The 23,172-nt window shown below is 42.3% G+C and carries 23 protein-coding genes and 2 pseudogenes; 11 read left to right on the forward strand and 14 right to left on the reverse strand.

Annotated elements, in window-relative coordinates; all coding sequences use genetic code 11:
- Positions 1-151: 151 nt before the first annotated feature.
- The 3 genes from PMI05_RS06600 (at position 152) to PMI05_RS06610 (ending at position 2,455) form a co-directional block, all read left to right on the forward strand.
- The gene (locus PMI05_RS06600) at positions 152-580 is read left to right on the forward strand and encodes a NucA/NucB deoxyribonuclease domain-containing protein (RefSeq protein ID WP_007719034.1); all 429 of its coding nucleotides are present in this window, start codon (positions 152-154) and stop codon (positions 578-580) included.
- 233 nt (positions 581-813) lie between these two features.
- Complete coding sequence (locus PMI05_RS06605) at positions 814-1,209, forward strand: DUF1259 domain-containing protein (RefSeq protein ID WP_007719035.1); 396 nt, start codon at positions 814-816, stop codon at positions 1,207-1,209.
- Between the two features lie 421 nt (positions 1,210-1,630).
- Positions 1,631-2,455: a DUF6492 family protein gene (locus PMI05_RS06610; protein WP_007719036.1), complete on the forward strand. Its 825-nt coding sequence runs from the start codon at positions 1,631-1,633 to the stop codon at positions 2,453-2,455.
- A 629-nt stretch (positions 2,456-3,084) separates the two neighbouring features.
- On the opposite strand, the gene PMI05_RS31290 is transcribed toward PMI05_RS06610, so the two are convergent.
- The 3 genes and pseudogenes from PMI05_RS31290 to PMI05_RS31295 all read right to left on the reverse strand — a co-directional run.
- Positions 3,085-3,411 carry a hypothetical protein gene (locus PMI05_RS31290; protein ID WP_238543261.1) on the reverse strand — a complete coding sequence of 109 codons (327 nt, stop codon included), beginning with the start codon at positions 3,409-3,411 and terminating at the stop codon, positions 3,085-3,087.
- Positions 3,412-3,454: 43 nt separating this feature from the next.
- Complete coding sequence (locus tag PMI05_RS06620) at positions 3,455-3,655, reverse strand: hypothetical protein (protein WP_007719038.1); 201 nt, start codon at positions 3,653-3,655, stop codon at positions 3,455-3,457.
- Between the two features lie 1,611 nt (positions 3,656-5,266).
- A pseudogene (locus PMI05_RS31295) lies at positions 5,267-5,431 on the reverse strand (CPCC family cysteine-rich protein); the annotation flags it as partial.
- 266 nt (positions 5,432-5,697) lie between these two features.
- Here PMI05_RS31295 and PMI05_RS06635 point away from each other — a divergent pair.
- The 6 genes and pseudogenes from PMI05_RS06635 to PMI05_RS29830 all read left to right on the forward strand — a co-directional run bounded on the left by PMI05_RS06635 (position 5,698) and on the right by PMI05_RS29830 (position 10,401).
- Positions 5,698-6,843 (forward strand): annotated as a pseudogene (locus PMI05_RS06635) (IS3 family transposase).
- Positions 6,844-6,955: 112 nt separating this feature from the next.
- Positions 6,956-7,225: a hypothetical protein gene (locus PMI05_RS06640; RefSeq protein ID WP_007719054.1), complete on the forward strand. Its 270-nt coding sequence runs from the start codon at positions 6,956-6,958 to the stop codon at positions 7,223-7,225.
- Positions 7,226-7,443: 218 nt separating this feature from the next.
- Positions 7,444-8,436 carry a GNAT family N-acetyltransferase gene (locus tag PMI05_RS06645; protein ID WP_007719055.1) on the forward strand — a complete coding sequence of 331 codons (993 nt, stop codon included), beginning with the start codon at positions 7,444-7,446 and terminating at the stop codon, positions 8,434-8,436.
- A gap of 81 nt (positions 8,437-8,517) precedes the next feature.
- Positions 8,518-8,916: a hypothetical protein gene (locus tag PMI05_RS06650; RefSeq protein ID WP_007719057.1), complete on the forward strand. Its 399-nt coding sequence runs from the start codon at positions 8,518-8,520 to the stop codon at positions 8,914-8,916.
- Positions 8,917-9,099: 183 nt separating this feature from the next.
- The gene (locus PMI05_RS06655) at positions 9,100-9,459 is read left to right on the forward strand and encodes a VOC family protein (RefSeq protein WP_007719064.1); all 360 of its coding nucleotides are present in this window, start codon (positions 9,100-9,102) and stop codon (positions 9,457-9,459) included.
- Between the two features lie 858 nt (positions 9,460-10,317).
- Entirely contained in the window at positions 10,318-10,401 is an 84-nt protein-coding gene (locus tag PMI05_RS29830) for a YjcZ family sporulation protein (RefSeq protein ID WP_012685423.1), read from the forward strand.
- A 1,389-nt stretch (positions 10,402-11,790) separates the two neighbouring features.
- Here PMI05_RS29830 and PMI05_RS06665 read toward each other — a convergent pair.
- The 5 genes from PMI05_RS06665 to PMI05_RS06685 form a co-directional block, all read right to left on the reverse strand.
- Positions 11,791-12,741, reverse strand: coding sequence for a DUF1259 domain-containing protein (locus PMI05_RS06665; protein WP_007719069.1), 951 nt, complete (start codon positions 12,739-12,741; stop codon positions 11,791-11,793).
- Positions 12,742-13,059: 318 nt separating this feature from the next.
- Positions 13,060-13,848 carry a nucleotidyltransferase domain-containing protein gene (locus PMI05_RS06670; RefSeq protein ID WP_007719070.1) on the reverse strand — a complete coding sequence of 263 codons (789 nt, stop codon included), beginning with the start codon at positions 13,846-13,848 and terminating at the stop codon, positions 13,060-13,062.
- Between the two features lie 534 nt (positions 13,849-14,382).
- Positions 14,383-14,652 carry a YolD-like family protein gene (locus tag PMI05_RS06675; RefSeq protein ID WP_007719072.1) on the reverse strand — a complete coding sequence of 90 codons (270 nt, stop codon included), beginning with the start codon at positions 14,650-14,652 and terminating at the stop codon, positions 14,383-14,385.
- The gene (locus PMI05_RS30670) at positions 14,636-14,818 is read right to left on the reverse strand and encodes a hypothetical protein (protein ID WP_039960418.1); all 183 of its coding nucleotides are present in this window, start codon (positions 14,816-14,818) and stop codon (positions 14,636-14,638) included. The genes PMI05_RS06675 and PMI05_RS30670 overlap by 17 nt, the downstream gene beginning before the upstream one ends.
- Before the next feature lie 110 nt (positions 14,819-14,928).
- Complete coding sequence (locus tag PMI05_RS06685; protein ID WP_007719076.1) at positions 14,929-15,495, reverse strand: DUF4062 domain-containing protein; 567 nt, start codon at positions 15,493-15,495, stop codon at positions 14,929-14,931.
- A gap of 123 nt (positions 15,496-15,618) precedes the next feature.
- Between PMI05_RS06685 and PMI05_RS31605 the strand changes: the two genes are divergently transcribed.
- Together PMI05_RS31605 and PMI05_RS06690 are read left to right on the forward strand one after the other, a co-directional pair.
- Positions 15,619-15,750, forward strand: coding sequence for a hypothetical protein (locus PMI05_RS31605; RefSeq protein WP_007719078.1), 132 nt, complete (start codon positions 15,619-15,621; stop codon positions 15,748-15,750).
- A gap of 859 nt (positions 15,751-16,609) precedes the next feature.
- On the forward strand, positions 16,610-16,843 hold the full coding sequence (locus tag PMI05_RS06690) for a hypothetical protein (RefSeq protein ID WP_007719083.1): 234 nt from the start codon (positions 16,610-16,612) through the stop codon (positions 16,841-16,843).
- Positions 16,844-17,272: 429 nt separating this feature from the next.
- Here the strand turns inward: PMI05_RS06690 and glnA are convergent, their stop codons facing one another.
- From glnA to PMI05_RS06720, 6 genes are all read right to left on the reverse strand, one after another.
- The gene (gene glnA / locus PMI05_RS06695; RefSeq protein WP_007719084.1) at positions 17,273-18,607 is read right to left on the reverse strand and encodes a type I glutamate--ammonia ligase; all 1,335 of its coding nucleotides are present in this window, start codon (positions 18,605-18,607) and stop codon (positions 17,273-17,275) included.
- Positions 18,608-18,642: 35 nt separating this feature from the next.
- The gene (locus PMI05_RS06700) at positions 18,643-19,053 is read right to left on the reverse strand and encodes a MerR family transcriptional regulator (RefSeq protein ID WP_007719086.1); all 411 of its coding nucleotides are present in this window, start codon (positions 19,051-19,053) and stop codon (positions 18,643-18,645) included.
- A gap of 169 nt (positions 19,054-19,222) precedes the next feature.
- The gene (locus tag PMI05_RS06705) at positions 19,223-20,500 is read right to left on the reverse strand and encodes a methionine gamma-lyase family protein (RefSeq protein ID WP_007719088.1); all 1,278 of its coding nucleotides are present in this window, start codon (positions 20,498-20,500) and stop codon (positions 19,223-19,225) included.
- 7 nt (positions 20,501-20,507) lie between these two features.
- Complete coding sequence (gene hflX / locus PMI05_RS06710; RefSeq protein WP_007719090.1) at positions 20,508-21,800, reverse strand: GTPase HflX; 1,293 nt, start codon at positions 21,798-21,800, stop codon at positions 20,508-20,510.
- 86 nt (positions 21,801-21,886) lie between these two features.
- Complete coding sequence (locus PMI05_RS06715; RefSeq protein WP_039960363.1) at positions 21,887-22,087, reverse strand: hypothetical protein; 201 nt, start codon at positions 22,085-22,087, stop codon at positions 21,887-21,889.
- 254 nt (positions 22,088-22,341) lie between these two features.
- The gene (locus PMI05_RS06720; RefSeq protein WP_007719094.1) at positions 22,342-22,752 is read right to left on the reverse strand and encodes a hypothetical protein; all 411 of its coding nucleotides are present in this window, start codon (positions 22,750-22,752) and stop codon (positions 22,342-22,344) included.
- Between the last annotated feature and the right edge of the window lie 420 nt (positions 22,753-23,172).

The raw sequence follows: 23,172 nt of genomic DNA on the forward strand, positions 1-23,172 counted from the left end.
CAATCTCTTCGATACATTTGGGTCGTCATTCCTTGGACTTCCGACCTTTGCAGTACAGCTAGCTCCCTTTACTCAGGCCAATCACACCGCTTCCCCATAATGCTGGGCGGTGTGATTAAATGAAAAAGAACTTATATTGGAGGACAAAAGCATGACACAGAAAAAAATGCTGATGTTGATTGTGGTGCTGCTAATCGGCGCCGCCTATTTCTTTGGACTTGTGCCAATAGAGGACAAAACAGTTAGCAACGGGAACGTAGAACATACGATTGTTTTTCCGTCTAATCGATACCCTCAGACTGCAAAGCATATCAAAGAAGCGATTGCCTCTGGGAAGTCAGCTATATGCACAATTGACCGTGATGGAGCAGATGAAAATCGTGAAGAATCACTCAAAGGCATTCCTACAAAAAAAGGGTATGATCGAGATGAATGGCCAATGGCTATGTGTGCTGAGGGAGGCACGGGAGCACATATCGAATACATATCGCCTTCAGATAATCGAGGAGCTGGATCGTGGATTTCCAATCAATTAGAAGATTTTCCAGACGGAACAAAAGTTGAAATCGTGGTCAAATAAAGTATTTGATTCGTGTATCCTCAAATTCCGGATACGAATAGACATTTACGATAAAAAACCCGTCTCCTAAACTATCTTGGATTGGATTCTGGAGATAATTGCCAGACACGACCATGTTGTTCTTGTTTTAGAGTAAAAAGCTAATTTAATTACCGTTTTGTAAAATAGGCTATAACCTAGAGGCACTTTCTTCTCCGCAAAAGTACCATATAATAAAAAACTTTAGGAGTTCAATGGCTATAGATCCCCTTTGTCAACAATTTGGTGGAGTATTGGGAATATCACCACAGATAATAAATGGTGTGTGTACCTTAATGACTGTTAGAAATTTTCCTGTAACTATTTTAGGACGTCCTTCTCGTTCGGCACTAACGATACCGATGATGTTCTCATTTGAATCAGTGGATCAAAATGGGAAGGCGCTTTGTTTGGGTGAAACAGTAATTCTCCCTGAAGAAATTAACCCATTCATTTCTGTTCTTCGCCATTACGATATACTGGTTACTGCCCTCCACAATCACTGGCTTTTTAACAACCCTGGTATCATGTTTATACACTTCGAATCAATCGACGAGCCGATCCAATTTGCCTATAAAGCTCGTCATGCCATTTCAGTCCTGATACAGTAATCTTTGCCCCTTCCCGGGGTATTTTTTATAAATAGGCATTTTACATAGTCTCGCTGTTAAAATTTTCTTCACTAACTATTGTGGTACTACCAAAGTGAAGACACTGAGGAATTCAATTCTGCATTCGGTGTTGATTTTAAGCCCGACGATTCAACCATATCGCTAAAAGAAGTAGCCTAGTCTTTAAAAACAAGCGAGACCGAGTGAGGAGAGTTTCAAGGGGGTTTTACATAAATTTTTGAAATGTAAATACTTACTCAATGACTCAAGAAGGCAGACAAACACACATTTTGCAGGATTTCCATTTCTGACACATTCACCCTAAGAAAGAAAATCATATCCTATCTGGAATGTCGGACACTCTGGCTAAGCTGTTCAGGCACATATGCTTGAAACTGCTTAGTGAAAAGGAGTTGAGAAGTTGTCACGTTCAGCGAAAAGCACCTTCAACAGCTCTATTAAAATTGATGTCCTGATCCCAGCTATTGAGAAAGATCTTGGGACTCTTCCCTATGTCATTGACAGTATCCGTAAGCAAGTGAAGCATCCGGTCGGTAAGATCATGGTTGTATCGCCACCAAGCAAACGAATCCAAGCCCTTTGCCGGCGTAAAAACTGCACCTTCATCAATGAAAAACGCGTCCTGCCGATTACAAAAAAAGACATTCACTACCAAACCAAGCGCACCAATCGCTCAGGCTGGCTTCTCCAACAATTGTTGAAGCTGGCGGGAGGAAACTTGACCAAGCAAAGGTATTATCTTGTGATTGACGCCGACACCATTCTCATCCGACCTCATGTCTTTCTCGTCAACGGGAAAACCGTTTTTTACTGCCGTAACTGGAGTCGTCCCGAGTATTTTCGCACCTACAAGAAATTAATGGGAACCAAGCCAACCGCCTCGCGCTCTTTCGTTGCCCACTATATGCTGTTCGACAAATCGAAGCTCTCCCGACTGAAGTCTAAAATTGAGGCTAGGCATAAGACTAGATGGTACTGGGCGATTATCAAGAAAACCAACAAGAAGAGTTATGCCGGCTTCTCCGAGTTCGAAACTTACGGTAACTTCGTGAAAGCTCACTACCCTGGTCATCTGGTTGTAAGAAGTTCCCTTAACAAAAGCTTATCTTCAAAACCGGTATCACTTACTCGCAAACGAATCATCAGACTGGCCCAGAAATACAGGTCCATCTCCTTTCATAAACGCGGCTGGTATATCCGGAAGAAGATGAGAGTAAGAAAGTGAAGAGTTACCTAATCCAACTGCTTGTGATGTAAGATAGCCTTCAGACCTTGGCTGAATGTGTCTTCGGCAATCTTGGATTCGTTACAGGTGTATGCGGTATCCGGATCACTTCAAATGTGTATGCCCACATCTCAAAGAAAATTGATTTAGATAACATGGACAAGTTTGAAAGCTACATGGAAAGTGTGTACTCAGAAAAAATAGCGGGCAAATCGTGGGCAAAAATGTTAAACCCCTAAAAAATCAAAATTGCCCACCAAATAGTAAAAACCCCTCGTACTTACAGGCACAAGGGGTTTCGCTTATTAGTAAGCTGTCATGTATTGCACGCGCTCCCAGTCGTGAACGTGTGTGCGGATCTCTAGAAATCACAAAAATTCAACAGTTTCATCTGCTGTTATTTCAAGTGACATCAAATCATTTTGTGAGTGATTTGTGGGTGCGATATACAACTAGCCCAGCCTCAATTAAGTACCGAAGAATGTCAGGAGCGCATCCAGGACACATGCTTGTGTGGATTTTGCTTATTGTGACGAGATGGCTGTTGTTTTAAACGGGAACAGCTTGTTATTGGCCATCTATAACAGTGTTTATTCTTTCCATCGCACAATCACCCCTGAAAAGTATCTTCATTCTGCGTTCTGCCTCTTCGTCTTGTTCTTCCGGCAGTTTTTCACGAGATGCGCTCGAATCATCCACAAACGGCAGCAGCGCCAGCCTTTCCTCATAAGACGTTTGTTCCCTCGCTTGCATACGGGTGCGATCTTCAACAAAAAACCAGCCTCAGCAAGTGACGGCTTTCTGAGCCGTCGCTTTGCTTTTTGGCTGGATTTGATCTTCACGAATTTTGTGCTGCGACCTACTGGACGAAAGACCTTTACGATCTCGTCCGATCGGCGCAGCACTTCCTCCGTGTAGTGAATGTCTCCTGTCACTGAGTCAACATACTGGCGCACTACATTTCCCCCGCCTCCATGAAAAAAAGCACCGCGTGGGTGCTTATTTTTCCCCTGCAATTTCCCTAAGATCCACACCAACTACTGCACTAGAATTATCGCCTCTAGTTACCGCTTCTCTTGGTACTACTATTGGATAAGTCCAGGGACCCTCCTGTTCCAACCTAGCAGTACAACTGCCACTATCAATGAATTGACCTAATCCAGCCCAAGCAGTGTAAACAGTTATGTATCCTTGTAACATTGAAAATCCCTCCTTCCAATTACATTTTGAGGTAATTGAGGTAGATTGTCTATACTAAAGCCCCACTTTCTCCGGCAGGGGGCTTCTTCAACATACGGAAGCCACAGGATGGATCGAATCAGGGGTCAAGTGTACACCTTGAGCTTGAATCGATCCATCCTATTATGTAAAAAGTTGACGAAGTGAAGAATGTTTGAAAAACAAGAATTAGGGAGCACAGCTGTTAAAAAATGGGTTAAACTGACTTGCGATTGAAATTGCCAACTCCATGCTGAAGTAACCTATTTTATAAGGTGAATTTCCAAAAAATTTAATTAGAGCGGATACATTATCTTTGATCTTATTGACAAAATAAAGGCGAAAAGAAATTCAAAACCCATCAGAAGGAGTTGACGGAGAGTGCCTAACAATAACGAAGAAATAGATGTCGGTATGGCAAGTATTGAAAATTCCACTGGTAGTGTTTGTCTTTTCAATGGTCAAACCTACAGTACTGGTGCAACAGTATGTCAAGCAGATGGATTAACGTATCGATGTGGAACTGATGGTACATGGGTAGTCGCTGGTAATTGTCCGAAATGAATTCCAGAATTTAAAAACTGATTAATCACTGTCATAAACTGCGACACAACACATTAAACATTACCAATCTATTGTAAGTATAAAAATAGTCCCCACCTTGTGAAGGATAGGGACTATTTTTATGCTTTTAAGTAAATGCTTTACAGGTCAATGGCAACCACTTTTAATATGAGAGATTTCGAATAAGAGGCGAAGGTCCGAAGCCTCATGTCTCACATGTAATCCCCTGTCCGGTAAATCCCAGCAGAGAATTCGCGATTTTCCGAGAGGGGTTCCCAAAACTTGAAAACCGCTGTAATGCATACAATGAAAAACAATTGTATGGTTCCCTGCTACGATCATTGCAAGACTAGCACGTTCAGGCTCAGATCGTCCCCCTCTCGTAAGGTCACATTCCTCATCACCCATAGATTCCCCCAGGTACGCCATTGATAAGGGATAGACGGTATCTCCCAAGAGCTGAAGTCGCTTTCTCTTGACTCAAGATTACTGATTCCAACATTTCAAATCGTCTGCCTTTTATCCCGGGTTTTGTCGGGATTTTGTTGGGACTTCTTTCATTCGCGTCTGTGACCAACTCTCAATAAAAAACCATCTCAAAGGTGTTTCTGGCACTATTATCTTCAATCGAATCCCGTTAGCTCAAAGCACTGAAATTAGTTTTTTAACAAATACCTCTTCGATTTTCTTGATTTCTTTGTTAGATTCATTATCGTCGAGTTCTTGAATTTCTTTATAATTTGCGAAGTATTTATTAGGATCTTTCCTTTCTCGAATCGTTATATAGCGGTAAATTAGCTCGCGATGATCGCCCATTAGGTCATAGATTTCTTCGTAGTTGAAAACAAAACTTAACTCTTTAGCCACAAAAAAGCCAAGATAAAGACCAAGTAATTTTTCAAGGGGTAAATCAAGGGCAACAAAGATCCTAGCAATCTCCGTCAAGGGCATACGCCTTATTTTTGATATATCTTTCGGACCATCGAATTCGTAGTTATCGTTTATTAGATCTGTTTTATCTTTTAAAGCCTCTTGAGACTGTCTTAAGGATAAATTATTTGCCCCACCCTCAAAATCAGGGTCAAAGTACTGATGTAAATCATCCTGCCAATAACAAACTGGACAAATATCAACGGTTCCCGGAGGTTTTAAGTCAAACGTTTTATAACCGCAACAAGGACAAGTGTATTTCATGTATCCACCTCAAAAATTATCCTCATTTTTACTCGATTATCTTGCCCGTTAGCATAAACAAAAGCTGTCGTTAAAACCTTGGCAGCCTCCTCAATCTTTACGTTATTCTAAGCTTGCTTTTATTCTAATCAATTTTTGAAGGGAATGATATTTTCTCTTCAAAAACATCTTGATCATTTACGTTAAATAGAAAATTACGAATGATTTCCTATAACGCTCCCATAGACTGAGACACGGGAGGTTAAAAAATAAGTTATAATAAGAGCATGGAAAAACGGAACCAATATACCTCAGAGTTTAAAACAAAGGTTGTCCTGGAGGTCCTCCGGGAGGAGCAGACCGTGATCGAAATAGCTGGCAAGTACGAAATGAGTCCGGTTATGGTTAGCTGGTGGAAGCCTGAGTTTCTTGAGCGTGCTTCCATGGTCTTTGAAAAGAAGACCATGGAAGCCGACAAGCTGAAGAAGGAGTACGAGAGCAAACAAGAGCATCTAGAGAAGCTGGTTGGCCAACTTACAGTTGAGGTCGACTGGCTCAAAAAGAAAATCTGGCCTCAAATGAACCGCTTGAAGCTCGTAAAGCCATGGTAGAGCGTGACAACGAAGATCACGATTAAGCGCCAGACCGATCTGCTGGGCGTCAACAGGACAAGCGTCTACCGCCCCGGCAATGAGAAACGTGAGAGCGAAGAGAATGTACGGATCATGCATCGTATCGATGAGATCTATATGAAGCACCCTTACTTTGGTTATCGGCGTATGACCAGATTCCTTCGAGATCAAGGCTTCGAGGTCAATCGTAAGCGTGTACGCCGTCTCATGCAGCACATGGGGCTCGAAGCGATCTATCCGAAGCCGAACTTGAGCAAACGATTCCATGCCAAGTATGTGCGTCCCTATTTGCTTCGCGGTTTATCCATCGATCGGCCAAACCAGGTCTGAGGAATTGACATCACCTATCTACGGATGGGCAAAGGCTTCATGTACCTATTCAACATCATCGACTGGTACAGCCGCAAAGTGATCGATTATGAGTTATCCAGTACCCTTGAGAAGGGATTTGTACTCAGGTGTCTTAAGCGTGCATTTAGCCGGTGCAAGCCGGAGATCATGAACAACGATCAGGGGTCTCATTTCACCAATGCCGATTACCTTGAGCTACTGGAGAAAGAAGGCGTCAAGGTATCCATGGATGGTAAAGGCCGGGCAACGGATAACAGCCGTACAGAGCAATATTTCCGCTCGCTTAAATACGAGTGCATCTATTTGAATGAATACGAAGACCCTCGTGAGTTACGCAAAGGGATAGCTCGTTATGTCCAATTTTATAACCAGGAGCGCCCTCATCAATCTCTAAATGAAGCAAAACCCGATCAATTTTACGCCCATACTATCGAAAAAATCGCATCCTAAAAACAAATAACGAATTCAATCATCGATATATCGTACTTGAGGGTAATAATAATATGCTTTATGACTTAACTTCTGATGTAATGAAAAGATAATTTTAAGGGGGAAGAAAGTGGTGAATAATCAATGTAATTTAAAATGGGCTGATTTAAGCGATCCAGTTAAAACGATAATAGAACACATTGATATTAATTGTTGTGATGAAGATTTTCAAATTGGAACTAAACTAAATATACCGTATTTTAAGGGGAGATTCACTCAAGAAATGGCAGATGCAATCCTCGAATATCAATATTCAACTGAAAATTTAAACGAAAATTGTTATTCTGCCGAACTGCAAGATGGTGTATTGATGATAAAGTTCGTTAAGAGTTCAGAGAGATAGCTCGTTATGTCCAATTTTATAACCAGGAGCGCCTTCATCAATCTCTAAATGAAGCAAAACCCGATCAATTTTACGCCCATACTATCGAAAAAATCGCATCCTAAACACTAGGACTACGAAAAGGAGGACATAACTTATTCCTCAAAAAATCGTGTCTGGACAACGGGGAGCATTACAAAGAGCAGCTTTATGCTGATAAAAACAGAGGTGTCCATTTAATGTATTTCATACCATTTACTGATGAGTTAATCTCAGAGGCTGGGCAACTATTGTCCAAACGTCATACACTAGATCGAGAAATCCTTTCGGTACTACCAAGTGAATGTGAAGATGAAAATTATGCAGCGACTGCTGTTAAAACGATATGGTCAAAACCAAACAGTAGCGGAGTCGCAGCAATTGAAGATGGTAAATTAATCGGATACCTAATTGGACAAAAGATTGAAAATCCTCTTCGGGATCGACATGTCTGGATTAATTTGGAGGGTCATGCAATTTCTCGCAATGCCTCCGTTGAATTATATAGAGATCTTTATTCAGAGGCTTCTCAATTATGGGTAGATGAGGGATATTTCAGTCATTTTTCGCTAATTCCAGCCAGTCAACCGGAATTACTTCATTCTTGGTTCCGTTTAGGATTTGGCTTTGAACAAACACATGCATTACTCTCATTACTTGAACGGGAATCTCCCCTTCCTTTGAGCATTCCAGATGTTGAAATTCGCTTGGCATCCCCAGAAGATCGTAGTTTGGTTGAGGATATTGCAAATATTATTAGAACTCATCAAAATAAGGCACCAGTTTTTGGTTATTCTTTACGTGATGACCCTCAGGAATTACGTAAAGGTTATGCAGGTCTCCTTGATGATCATGATGTCGATTTCTGGATCGCCTTAAAAGATGAAAAAATTGTTTCTTTCCAAGGATATTTCCCCTTAGATAAAAGTAATGTAAATTTGAATGTACCGGATCGTTGTGTTGAATTAGGGGTTGCTGGTACTCTAGATCAATATCGCGGGCAAGGTATCAATTATGCACTTACACTACATGGACTTGCCCATGCGAAGAAAAAAGGATATGTCTACTGCATGACAGATTGGAGAGAAACGAATTTACAATCTTCACGTTATTGGCCTCGTCAAGGCTTTCTTCCTGTTTCTTACAGAGTTTCTCGCCTTATTGATAGCAGAATAACCTCGGTGAAAGAGTAGTTCCAAATCCTAGTCCTAGGATTCCAGAGTTCCTTGGTATGCAAAACGCAGGATCAGTATTTGAATCGGAGGTAATTCATTTTGAACAAAAAACTTTTTAAATCTGGAAACTTAATAGTTGTTCTGCCTCTCTTATTTGCATTTTTAATTCCTGCAAGTTTCTTACTTGACCCATCACCAGCTCAAGGAAATGAATTTGGATGGAACTTACAAGCCGGTTCTGCCAATGGAATTGTAGCCAAAACTCCAATTGATGTAGCGAGCAATTTGTTTTACAATGGTAGGCCGTTACGGAATGCACTTGTAAAAGTAACTTACTCTGACAATAACCAAAATGTGAGCATTGTAATGCAACCTTATGAGGATGGATATGAAGGGACAGTTTTCTTCCAAGGATCTGGAAAATATACCCTTCGATTTTCTGTAGAGAAAGGATATATTATAGGCTCAGAAGATTGGGAAATTGATGTAAAAGAGTAATAATCAATTTCACTTCTTACACTTCTCGATGAGAAGTGTTTTTTCAAAATCCTATTTCTGAAACTTGATTAGATGCATAGGTATCCCTCCATTTAGCAAATCGTGTGTTTTGTTAATTACTTATATTTCATGTAAAATAATCAAAAGATTAGTAAAATACGCAAATAATTTGGAGGGTACGAAATGAAGGTCAAACGAATCGTCGCCAATATAGACACTCAGGATATCACCGCAGCTAAACGCTTTTATCAGGACGTGCTCGGCCTAAATTTATTGATGGATCATGGTTGGATTGCAACTTACGGGACTGCCGAAGAAATGAGCGTTCAAATTAGTTTTGCTTCACAGGGAGGTTCCCACACTCTTACTCCGGCTCTATCGATTGAAGTTGATGACGTCGATACAGCGCTCGAACGGATGAAGAATGCAGGATTTCCAATTGAATATGGGCCAGTAGATGAGCCTTGGGGTGTTCGGCGTTTCTACGTCCGCGACCCATTTGGCAAGCTCATCAACATTCTTGGTCATCTACAGAACAATTGAAGCCTACTAATACAATTACCGTTTTGTTAAGCAACGACTTCCAGAGCTGCATTGCAAAAGTCCTTCGGTTCAAGTTTGTAGATGAGGACCGGCGTCCTGCTCATCAGGGAGCATCGCCGAAATTTCCTCGTACAGCCTTACAACATCCCATGAGCAGTTTCCTGATACATATACAGTGAGGAAGTCCCGTTCCAGAGAAAAAGAGATTTCGATTTCACTTCCGATCTCGTCGTCAAACAAAAATCCGAAACCACTTTCTGTAGTTGTTAGCTCTCGTTCTCCGATTAAATAATCCTGGCTAAGTTTGTCCTTGATTCATTTTTCGATAGCCTGATTATTCACCGAGCCCCAGCCCATATGACAACCTGTTTTCCATGTCTCTTTCCTCCCTAACTAAATTGTTAATAGAAATATTAATTTGGACTAAAAATCAACTTACCGATATGAAGACTTATGACTGACAACAGTAACAATAACTCGGAAAGTAACAACAACAATACCAGTGGTGGCAATAATGGTAACAGCGGAAACAGTAATACTTCTCAGCCAAGTACAAGTTCTACAACCCGCACTAATCCCGATCCTCTCCCGGTTCTATTCCTCCACCACCGGGTAGCGGACTACCTGGTTCGGGTAGCACACTACAACTACGCCCACTCTTAAACCGTAACTATCCCAGCCCAAGTGCCGTTCGTTTCCAGAACGGCTATTTGTCTTTGTACACATTGTGTAAATCACCATAAAAATCACATTTTTTACACCCATTTTATTTTTTTTGTACAAATGCCATTACATAGTTCGTTATATGACATACATTATTTAGGGGTTATCCTCAATCACAATTAAGGAGTGACATTAATGAGCGCTGGCTTTTTTGATGACTTTTCTTTAATTTTGGTTCTCTTCGTTCTGTTAGTAATTGTTGCTTGCAGTTGCGAGTAATTTTCAATGGTTTATGGGCAGCTTTATAAGCTGCCTTTTTACATACTTGCCCTTTAAACTTTGTCGTTAATTTGGATAAATCTTTTATAAAATGAATTTGCGCATCAATTAGCACATTTGCGTTTACCATAGGCTCGTATCAGTTGCCAAGCTTCCCCCATTTGCATTCTCTATACCATGTGAGAGAAGCAAGATGATTAATATGTCGAGAACTGACGTGGTAGTCATTCAATTCAAACGTATCAGAGTGGCTAGCGTACGGAGGCGAATTATACGCGTATCTCTCTAACAAAAACATCAAATATAGTATTAAAGATCGTTTAAAAGGAGGTGCCAGAATTGGCGGCACAAAAAGGTGTTACAACTACGTCGAGAAGAGTTTCCTTAGAAATACAAAGAAAGAATCGTAGAAAAGCAGTCCGATTAATCAACAGAATTGTTGTAGTAAAAACAATATTTGATACATTTACCGGCTGTCTGCTCAGTGTCGGACCAAATGGTTTTCGCGTTCGGGTCTACACTGGTAGCAATGAGACGTTCACCATCATCACCATTCCATTAAATTTCGTTATAAACGTCTTTCCTTTCCCTTGCAATTGCTAGGTTCAAGGCCCCGGCCCAACGGGGCTTATACATATTCCCTTTCTTTTTTCAATCCTTTATTATTCAAATGGAGCATCTTCTTTGTTTAACGCCTTTTCACGAATGTTGAAAAAATCAAACATTCCCCCAATGCCTATCCACTCATTAAAACATACTCACGCAGTCTTTCTCATGGAAACTGGTGCGGTAACCGTGACCGTCTAGGTCATGGTAGCATGCAAATTACCGCAGATGTATATGCCCACATTTCCAAAAGGATTGAAAGCGACAACATGAGAAAATTTGAAGACCATATGCAGAAGATTTATGAGTAATACCTACAGGCACAAGGGGTTTCGCTTATTAGTAAGGAGTCTTGTATTGCTCGCGCTCCCAATCGTCAACACGTGTGCGGAACATATACTTCGCTTTCGATCAGTTTTAAAACTCCATGAAAATCCCGTTGTATCAATGATTTCACCTAGTGCCCTCTCAAATGGTTTCGAAACTTTTCATTTTTTCGTGGGCAAAAAGTGGGCAGAATTTGAAATGACTATCCCTTAAAAAAAGTGCACCTAGGAGCTTGATGCCCCACGGGTGCATTTATCTTTACACCTATGCTACCAGAATAAAATCTACGAAGACGGGCGAACGAAGCATGCCGCTCCTCGTCCAATTCCGCATTTTGACGCGTGCTTTTATTTGCGGCGGCACGCTAGGGTAATATTCTATGTTTATCCGTTTGTATCAAAATAAAGCCGGTATCTTTTACGCGAAGGCGACTGGCTATTCCCGTTATGACAACTTTCATTGTGTCCCAACTGTGGTTTGATTTAGCGCCGCACGGAGACCACGAGCCAACTTTTCAGGTTCATCTACTGCCCAGAAATGCAAGAAGAATAACCGAGGAGATTCATCTAACATGTGATTGTGTACCGCTGTTACGGTTATGCCATTTTTCGTTAATTCACGAACAACTGGATTCACTTCGTTTGACAACAGAACGAAATCACCAGTAGTTGCTGCCTTGTCACCAATCAATTGTAAGTTAATAGGCATGGCGATACCCATAGCAGGTGGGATACTTACGCCTTTTTCTGTAATTTCCTCTGGTCTCGGTATAGAGAATTGAAACACCTTTCCTTTTTTCTCACCTTTCCACCCCATGATGCTCTCAACCTTAGACCAGTTAAAAGTAGACGGAGATTTCTCAGCTGGGGCAGAAGTTAATGGAGTGCCTGTGAGGCTAAGAACATGCTTCATTTTTTGAGCCAGAGTTACTGGATCACCATGACCAGCAACATGCAAATACATGATCTTTGGATTTTCTTCCATGATGTGGTTGTGCAAAGCAGTCACTTCAATCCCTTGCTCCACTAACATGTTCTCGACAGGTTTTACTTCTTTTTCAAGAAGAACAAGATCGCCCATCATCATCGAATGGTTGCCCACATGTTTGAATGCTAAGTAAGATGTTAAAGCAAGGTTTGGATCGAGTTGAACATCCCCGACTTCTACATGCAAATCGGAACGTGGAAACGTGACTTTAAATACATCTTTTTGAACAGTCCCCTTGTTAAACACTTTTTTTACAGATTCCCAATTAGCCCCTTGCTCTTGCGATACATTTGAATTATTTTTTAAGTCTGCCTGCTCAATGACACTTTTTTGCTCAATTCTGTCGGTTATTTTCATGATGCTAACTACTGTAATCATTAGGACGATTCCCATCCATATAAACATGACTGATTTCTTCATTTCTGACCTCCTACATAACATCTCATTTCTTTTCTTTCCTAAGTTTTTTAGAATATACTTCTAGGAATCAGAATTGCCTACAGGAGCCGAACCGTTTGATAATCCTGGAGTTCGTTATTCTCACTACAGAGGACATAATAGGTTTCCCCCGAATGTTATAGGAAGTTAGTTGAGAACAGTGGGTACCGCCAACCAAAAAAAGTAAACCCCACACTGATACAGTTTTTACCAAAAGAAAAGTCGGTTTTCCTATGCTAAGGATTACCGACTTTTGGGTCTTTGTATTCAGCTATCGTTGCACGTTAGTTGAACAAAATGCTATTGGAATTGTCCTGAATATATACCATCAAGAAACTCGATTGAGACGCGTTCTGCTTCCTTCTTAGGTACAATTTCCGAACCTTGGCGTAGACTTTGGTACATCTTGATCGTATTTTTTAGCGCGTGGTAGCAACTTTCAAAGCTGTGGATGGGAATCGTTCCTTTTAGTTCCTCCACTTCCTTGAGAGCGTATTTCTCGAGCTTTCGAACCCCTCTCGGGGAATGACCGTTGCGAATGAGTACCAACGGCCCTAACACTGCATTGCGCATAAATGTTAGCGTATCGATTAATTCGAATAATTCGCCTCTCCCTAATTTTGTGGCGCAGTAATGCACCCATACCCAGAAGCGATCTTCGATCCATTGAGGATCAGGGAAAGAGAGAGATGGACTTGTTTTACTGAGTATCGTTGCAATACCAGAACCTCTCTCCCAAAGAATCAGTGGGTTCTCGACTCGGGATTCGAGCTCTTCCAGTTGTACAAATTTAAGGTCGACATGAAGAGGGGCTGGGCCATATAAACAAATAAGCAATCTGGGTTCCCCGACATGCTCGCCTGTGAATGCAGAAAGTAAATTACCGAGCCTTTCGGCAATTCGGAAGCGTTGTTCCATGATCTCGTTTCGAAAAGCATACTTGTAGACGATTATTAAATCCAGATCACTATACTCATCCATTTCTCCGTACATCATAGATCCGCCTGCGAGGAGACCTATAAGTCGTTGATCTTGGCTTACATACTCAATTGCTTGTTCAATGAATCGATCGTGGAATGGTAACTTCATACCAAGCACTCCTTAAATAGTGACCCATAAAATGGGTATTATTAAAGAGTAACATTTACATCGAGTGGTCGTCAACTGTATGTAGATCAATATAGCAACAGATCGCACTATCCTGCCAGTTAGTTTACTATTTACAATCGGTCATCCATAGATCTTTCTGCTTATTGGATTATCCTTATGTCTGGTTGGAAATTTTGTCTCGCGTGAGGAATGAGTAAAAGGGGGTAGCATCGGAGAATTAAACATGTGGTCACCTCGATACAAAAAAGACCCCAACTGCTTTAAGCAAATTGGGGTACACAAGAAGTAGTACGTGAATAAAAAAGTTCTTATCAATATAGTAGGTTATCAGATCAGTATTTACTACAAGTATATATAGGTATGCATACCTTCTCTTGCCACAAAAAATAGCGCAGAATCATCTGCACAGATTGGCGTCGTACAGATAATTGTTATGCCGCACCTGACATTCAGCTTTCAGGGAATTGCTTCGTGTAGTATCTCTCGCCATTGGTCAGGTTGAATCATTATCCACTACACCCGTTCAACCTGCAGCATTTTTTCAATGGGCACCCACCAAATCCCATCGACCCGAACAAGCTTGATCTTGTGCTCATCCCGGTCGATATCCTTAACTACGCCCCATTCCCTACGGATACAGTCCTCATGCCAGCTGACGTTGATCGCATAGTCTTTACGTACCGAGTCATAAATGATCAAGTTCATTTCTGCCAAGGAATCTGGGCCAACCTGCGGTAACGGAGCCACGACTTCCTCATAGTGATGTTCATGCAGTATGGTCATTCGAAGTTTCCTCCACCAATCCAGCCTCGATCAGATCCAGGAGAATGTCAGGGGCGCATCCAGGACTTGCCCCAGTACGGATTTTGCTTATTGCTTTTAGATGCTTTGGGGTTAAAACGGGAACAGCTTGGAGTTGGCCATCAATCACTGCTTGGATTGCCTCCATGTTAATCACCTTCTCAAGAACATTTGTTCCTATTTTATGAGAACGCCATGCGAATATGCAACCACAATTTTTTCCAAACGGAAAGAGGGCTGGTTGTGCCAGCCCCTCTTTCATTTCTTTTTCTCTAACTCCGCCTTTATTCTTGCATTCTCTTCCAACAGCTTTTGAACGTCCGGGACATCCTTGCCGGAAAACCAGCCATACAAATCGTCTCTTGCTGCATACTCCGGCAATTGATCACGAAGTACCATTTTTATGTGCCGTACATCTTCAACATAATAGGTAGGAATTTGTTCCATGACCGATTGCTTAAATTCTTGAAACTTCTGATAGTATTCAATTGCTGCGAAGTCGTATGGTTTTTGTCTTAATGCTTCATCTGTGACAACAAAAGCAAATCTAGGTTTGCCCGCTTCTCCGGCATACTCATATTCCCAATGCGTGTAGCTCTTGGATTCATCAGGAAGCGTTAAACCATAGAATCCTCCGAGAATCAGGATATATACATCGGACTCGTCGATCCATCTCTTCCTAATTTTCATTGGACTTTCCTTGAAAAATTGCTCGATTCCAGCAGGGATATGACCGGCTTGAAGTACGGCTTCAACAGCGGTATGTCTTTCCTCAATAAGATCGTAGTATGTAGACGATATGTAAATTTGTAATTTTTTTTTCATAGGCCCACCCAAATTAAATAATTAGTATAAATAGAATCTACCACTCACTCGCTTTATTTGTCAAAATTGACTGAAGTTCTCATGCGGCAAGCTTGCACCAGAAGGCAAATAGGAGGTTTATTCGTGCAGAAGAAATGGAAAAGAAAGATTCTGATCAATAATCCTGTTGAGCTGGACCGGGTTCAGATCAAGCAGGACTTGTGCGGCGGAAAACAAGTGATTGTCCGGTTCTCTCACCTGGATTTTTATGGATAACACCGAAGCATTGGCCGCACGCAGCCAATGAGGCTGCGGCTTTTGCATGGAGATAAGGCTTTAAGTTATCTTCTGTTTGCCCCCCCCGGGAGAGTCATTCTGAGTTGTAGCATCAGGCTACAGCAGTTCCGGTAAATGAGCTAAGAAGGTTGACGGTTAAGCGCGTGACGGATTTTTCGCTGATAGCCCCGGCTTATCAGGTGTTGTTATTCCGTACAACTCCCCATTGAAATCAAAGAAAAATAGCCGTTCTACTCGAACGGCTATTTTTCTTTGTACACATTTTGTTAATTCACTGATTTTTCAAGACCTTCCTATTTGACATAGCAGTGTCCTTCTATGCCTGTTTTTCAAGTCCATTTTTGACCCTTTCGAACACTCATCCAGTCAAAAGACAAATTTTGTTAATACCTTAACTTAGATCGTTATAAAGGAGGAAGTACCTCATGAAAAAGAAGAAATCTAATTCTAAGAAATTCAAGAAAGTAAAAGGTCAATTGGTGCAATATCAACCATATGAATCATATGGGCAATATCAATCACGTGCTAGACGTTGTTTCCCGTGTTGCTGGGATGATGGCTGTGGCTATTGTTGCCCTAGCCACCCCCCAGTAATGTGACCATCCTCTAAATAGAGCGATCATTGTCTTAAAACAAATACCTAAGTATAGTCCCAACATTAATCTTGGACTTCATGGACACTCCTTAATTATTCAAGGAGTGTCTTTTTATTTTCCTATTTATCAAAACGTGTGTTTTGTAAATCCATCGAACATAATTCGTGCACCCTTTGCTTCATGTTTACTTAATAGACACCTTTGTCCAAAATGTAGATATACCTTTACTGGAGTGAATCTCAATGTCTGATAAATTTGTACCTAATGAAGATTTGAACTGGATGGGTGTTGAAAAATACTATCCTGGTGCCACGTTTGATCTTAAAAAGGGAACTACATTTTCACTATTGTTGACTTTTAAAAACCCACTTGAGAAAGAAGATAAGTTACTTTTACCTTCTTTTCTATCCACTTGGACATATGGCGAAGATCGGTTTATTAAGCCATTTAAACTCTTAAAATGTGATTTGGGGTAACATACAGTACATGTGGAGTATGAGATTGTCCGTAAAAGACGAGACCTCGATGAGATCAAACTTCTACTAATAGATTTTTTGGCAGCTTACGAGATTTCAGGCAACCTTATTGTAGATGTTAAAGTTGAACCGCTTGCCGATGACTTACTTTAATTACCGTTGTGTCAAACTTGTTTCTCTATCACCGATAACAACACGTGTTGGTCAGCAAATTAAATTTGATTCTATGGCTCATCTAGTCGTTAATGTGGACGTAGAACCTGATTACCTTATTCGTATATTCTTTGGTTTAAAAAGAGTAACTGGTACAACATCCACTCTAATTGCGGGTTACTCAAATTGGCAAAAATGTTAAACCTCTTAAAAAATCAAATTTGCCCACCAAATAAAAAACCCCCTCGCACCTACAGGCACAAGGGGTTTCGCTTATTAGTAAGCAGTCATGTATTGCTCGCGCTCCCAATCGTGAACGCGTGTGCGGAACATATCCCACTCAATTTCTTTGGCTTCAATAAAGTGTACCAATGCATGCTCGCCCAATGCTTCGCAAATCACCGGATCTGCTTTCAGGCACTCGATTGCTTCCTTCAAAGTAGCAGGCAAGTTCTCGATTCCGTTTGCTTCGCGGTCTTGCTCGGTCATCACGTAGATGTTGCGATCAATAGCAGGTGGTGGCGTAAGCTTGTTTTTGATTCCGTCCAAACCAGCTTTCAGCATAACTGCCAACGCCAAGTATGGGTTCGTTGCAGGGTCTGGGCTGCGTACTTCAATACGCGTGCTCAAGCCTCTGGAAGCAGGGATACGGATCAATGGAGAACGGTTTTTCGCAGACCAAGCTACGTAGCAAGGAGCCTCGTAACCAGGAACCAAACGCTTGTAAGAGTTTACGAGCGGATTCGTGATCGCAGTAAAGCTGCGAGCATGCTGCAAAATACCTGCCAGATAATGCTTCGCTGTTTGGCTCAGCCCCATTACATCGGACTCGTCATAGAAAGCATTTTCTTTACCACGGAACAGCGATTGGTTCGCGTGCATACCGGAACCAGCTACACCGTACAGCGGTTTTGGCATGAAGGTCGCATGCAGACCATGTTTTTGCGCGATGGTTTTAACAACCAGTTTGAACGTCAAAATTTGGTCAGCTGCTTGGAGTGCATTTGCATACTTGAAGTCGATTTCGTGTTGACCTGGGGCTACCTCATGGTGAGATGCTTCCACTTCAAAGCCCATTTTTTCCAATGTCAATACGATATCACGACGGCAGTTTTCACCGGAGTCGAGTGGAGCAAAGTCGAAGTATCCACCTTGGTCGTTCAGATCCAGCGTAGGCTCGCCTTTTGCGTCCAGCTTGAACAGGAAAAACTCAGGCTCTGGGCCTACGTTGAAAGCTGTGAAGCCCATTTCTTCAGCTTCTTTCAAGGCACGCTTCAGGATATAGCGCGGATCTCCTTCGAATGGAGAGCCATCTGGCATGTGGATATCACAGATCAGACGTGCAATTTTACCAAACTCATTGCCCCACGGGAATACAACCCATGTATCCAGATCTGGTACCAGGTACATGTCGGATTCCTCGATGCGAACGAAGCCTTCGATGGAAGAACCATCAAACATCATTTTGCCATCGAGTGCTTTTGGCAATTGGGACAGCGGGATTTCTACGTTCTTAATGATCCCCATCAGGTCGGTAAACTGCAGTCGGATATACCTTACGTCCTCTTCTTGGGCCATGCGCATGATGTCTTCTCTTGTAAACTTGCTCACATTTCTCTCCTCCAGTCTCTATATCGGCTTTCTATCTAGTGGAAAAAGCGGGAAAGCTCTCCACGTATCAATGCACCCTCGCCATGGCGAGTGGCATCGCGATACATAATCTGTTGCCTTAGGAGCTGATGCAGCTCTTTGTCGGACATGTCCTTGCGTTTCTCTTCGGACGTCGTGGTAATCTCTGTTTGTTCCAAAGCAGGCTCTTGCATTTGCAGGACTTGCTTGATCCCTGCAATATTCAGTCCTTTTTCAATCAGAGCCTTGATCTCCAACAAGCGATCTACGTCGTTGAAAGAAAAGAGCCTCTGCTTCCCTTCTGTGCGGGCGGGCTGAATCAGGTCGTTTTGTTCGTAATAACGGATTTGCCTCGCAGTGAGATCCGTCAGCTTCATGACGATCCCAATGGGAAAGAGGGCCATATTCCGGCGAAGGTCATCACTCATGACTTGTCCCTCCTGTTTCGTATTTCTTAGTCTTATTCTATTTTATAACAAAATCCCTGTCAATAGATGTTAGATAATATTACACAGAAAGTTATGTACTGTTTTTATACATGAAAAAACGACATCCTCCATCATCCAGAGAATGCCGTCCAATCCTTGAGATTTTATCCTATTCACCCGGTATCTCGAGTAAGCCTTTTTCCAACATCCCGTTCAACGCTGTCAAAATCCCCACTTTTACGTGCGAGTACGTCAACCCACCTTGAACGAACCCCAAGTAAGGTGGACGAATCGGGCCATCCGCCGAGAATTCGATGCTCGCCCCTTGAATAAACGTACCTGCTGCCATAATCACAGGATCAGCGTATCCAGGCATTTCGCTTGGATACGGAGTGACATGTGAATCGACTGGTGCTGCTTTTTGTATCCCTTGGCAAAACGTGATCAGCCGTTCAGCACTGCCGAATTCCACGGATTGAATCAGGTCGGTCCGCGGCTCATGCCACAGTGGGTTCGTTTTGAAGCCCAGACGCTCCAGCATTGCCGAAGAGAATACCGCTCCCTTTAAAGCTTCTCCCACTACGTGTGGAGCCAAGAAAAAGCCTTGGTACATCTCCAGTAGCGAGTAGAGCGATGCACCACCCTCTGCGCCAATTCCCGGTGCTGCCATCCGATACGAAGCAAGCTGAACCAAATCCTCGCGTCCTACTATATACCCGCCTGTTTTGACCAAGCCACCACCCGGGTTTTTGATGAGAGAGCCTGCCATGATGTCTGCACCTACGTGCAATGGCTCTTGCTCTTCCGTGAACTCTCCGTAGCAGTTGTCTACAAATACGATCAGATCAGGCTTGATTTCTTTTACAACCCGAATCATTTCTTTGATTTTCGCAATGGTGAAAGAAGGACGATCTGCATAGCCTCGTGAACGTTGAATCCCAATGACCTTCGTCTTTGGCGTAATCGCTTGTGCGACTGCCACAAAATCAATTTCACCTTCTGGCGTCAAAGGCACGTAGCTGTAGCCGATGCCGTAATCCTTGAGTGAGCCTTGCCCTTCGCCGCGCACACCTACTACTTCTTCAAGCGTATCGTACGGTTTACCCGTAATATAGAGAAGATCGTCGCCTGGACGAAGAATGCCAAACAAAGAAATCGCAATCGCATGTGTACCCGAGATAATGTGGTTACGCACCAATGCCGCTTCTCCACCAAACACTTCGGCGTAAATCGATTCTAACGTTGCACGTCCGGAATCATCGTAGCCATAGCCTGTGGATGTTGAAAAATGAAATTCATTGACCTCATGCTTTTGGAAGGAACGCAATACTTTCAGTTGATTCGTATCCACCAAAGCGGAAATTTGACGATGTCTCTCTGAGATCGTCGCTTCCACCTCCATTACGAGGGGGCGAAGCTTTTCTCCATGGGAAAAATATGAAAACATGTGTTACTTACCAACTCTCTTCAACAGTCTCTGGTTTATCCAGGAGGAAAGGAGCAATCCTGCCGTAAATCGGATTATCCTTGTTCACACGGACAGTGATCAAGTAGGCCGCTTCCTCTTCATTAAATTCTTGTTCCATCTCTACCCCATCCCGATGCAAAAGGGAGAGAATGTCTCCGCGCTCGACAGGAACGCGCAGCTTCATCTCATTGAAAGATTGGAGTGCAAACGACTCAATCCGGCTGAGCAGTTGCTTCAGGTCATTTTCCCGCATGGCAGAAATCAAAATTGATTCGTCTGCACGCGGCAAGTAAGAGCCCTCTACAAGCATATCTGCCTTATTGAAAACGACTAGCAGCGGAATTTCTTCTGCTTTTAGCTCGCTCAAAATTTTGTCTACGACTTCCATATGAACTTGGAAGTCAGGGTGATGACTATCTACCACATGCAGGATGAGGTCCGCTTCCTTTACACCTTCCAATGTCGAACGGAATGCAGCGACTAGACTCGTAGGCAAGTCTTGAATAAAACCAACCGTATCTGTCAAAAGCACATCCAGTCCGCTCGGCAACTCCAATTGTCTGGTCGTTGGGTCCAAAGTGGCAAACAGTTTGTCTTCCTGCAAGGTGTTTGCATTCGTAAGCTTGTTGAGGATCGTCGACTTCCCAGCATTCGTATAGCCGACCAATGCAATCTGGAACACATTGTTTTTCTTCCGACGCTCCCGATGCAATTGTCTCGTACGAACGGTATCCTCTAATTGCTGCTTGAGTTCACTGATCCGCTTGCGGATATGGCGACGGTCGCTTTCCAGCTTGGTTTCACCCGGTCCACGCGTACCGATACCACCCCCGAGACGAGATAGCTGTTTTCCTTGCCCGGCGAGTCGAGGCAGCAAGTAGTTGTACTGCGCCAGCTCTACCTGGATTTTCCCTTCACGCGACTGTGCACGCCCTGCGAAAATATCCAAAATGAGCTGCGTACGGTCAATCACTTTGCAATCAAAAACTTTATCCAAATTACGAGTCTGACTCGGAGACAACTCATCGTTGAAAATGATCACGTCCACATCCAGCTCTTCAGCTCTCTGCGTTATTTCATCAATTTTTCCTGTCCCCAAATACCAGGCAGAATCAACCCGGTCCCGATTTTGCGTGATGACGTCCAGTACTTCTACACCAGCAGTATCTGCCAGCTCATGTAATTCTTCCATGGAAAGACGGGTTCTTTCTTCATTCCGGTTATCTAAATAGCAACCAATCAGTATGGCTGTTTCTTTCGTTTTGATCTGATCGTTCACCGATTCACGCCCCTTCATGCACTATCATACCACATTTTGCCCAAAACGTTACGGCAGCAGGGCACGCCAACTGAAATCAACTTGTGTCATGGGTTACTTGCCGCTTTCTCTGAGAAAATCTCCTTCACGAAAAACGGAATCGCTTTGCTAATCACTTTGCGGAGTTCCTTTTCATCATATCCATCAGGTAAGGCACCCGCCTCTTCCTTGAATACACCTTCTGTCTTTTGATGGCCGAGACGTACAACGTCCGTATATTTCTTTTGCTCCATCTTGTTCCTCAGCATGCTTGGTAAAGTTCCTTATTTCGGGTGATTATATCATATTGTGGGATTTTGAATGGGAATCGTTGAAGAAAACAGAACGACCATCACTCTTCGGTCACGGAGTAATGGTCGTTTATCTTCTGATGCCGTTTTATGTGAATATGACCAGAAAATGAAGGGCATGCATGGATTCAATTCAAGTTTATGTATTTGAGCCAAAACTGCATTTATCCCGATGCCCCAAGAACACTTGGGAGCATCCAGTCTTTTATGTACTACTCTTCTGATGTTGGGGCATTTTGCATTAACAGTTCAAGTGCTAAACCGAAGTCATGAATTTGCTCTTTGCTAACACTAATCGAAAATTGATCTTCATCTTCTGTCAGCAAATCAAACGTCAAGTTGTAGCTCCCAGATTGAGGCTGACTTTCCCAACGCATTTCTAGATGTTTCTCATAGTGCGAAAATATACCTTTGTATTTTTCAATCGGGAACTGTTTGAGCAAGTCTACGAATAACTTTAACACTTGATTAGTCCATCTAAACTTCAACCCTATTTCTAGATCATCCTCTAAATAAAAGTTAGCAATTAGCTTACTGCCCTCATCTTCATCCCTATCATGATATACAAATGATATCTCAAGATATTTACCAACGTCATTATTATCTTTTAACAAGGCTACCATGATAACCTCCATGTACGTTCGCTTTCACTCTTTACTCCCACTGCATTTGCTGACTATCTCGGAGGAGAGTGGGACATCTATGATGTTTATATGAAGATATCAACTTAGATGTAAAATACTCGGATTTACATTGGTTTGCTGCGGACGAGTGGAACGCAATAAGGAAAAGATGTGTGACCATTTAAAAAATTGATTACTATCGTGTCTGTGACAGCAGTAATTGCACCACATCTTTAAGGCATTGCTGAGTCATAGCATCCCTATAGTCTCATTAAATCACTAGCTAAAGTTCCTTTAATACTATGTTGACATCTTCTATCCTAGTAGAATTTCTAACTAAATTCTTCCCAAACATCACTTATTTTTTCATTAGCCCATTGTTGCCAAGCTTCAGAAAGTATTTCCTCAATTTCTTATTCT

This window comes from Brevibacillus sp. BC25 (assembly GCF_000282075.1).
Lineage (GTDB): Bacteria > Bacillota > Bacilli > Brevibacillales > Brevibacillaceae > Brevibacillus.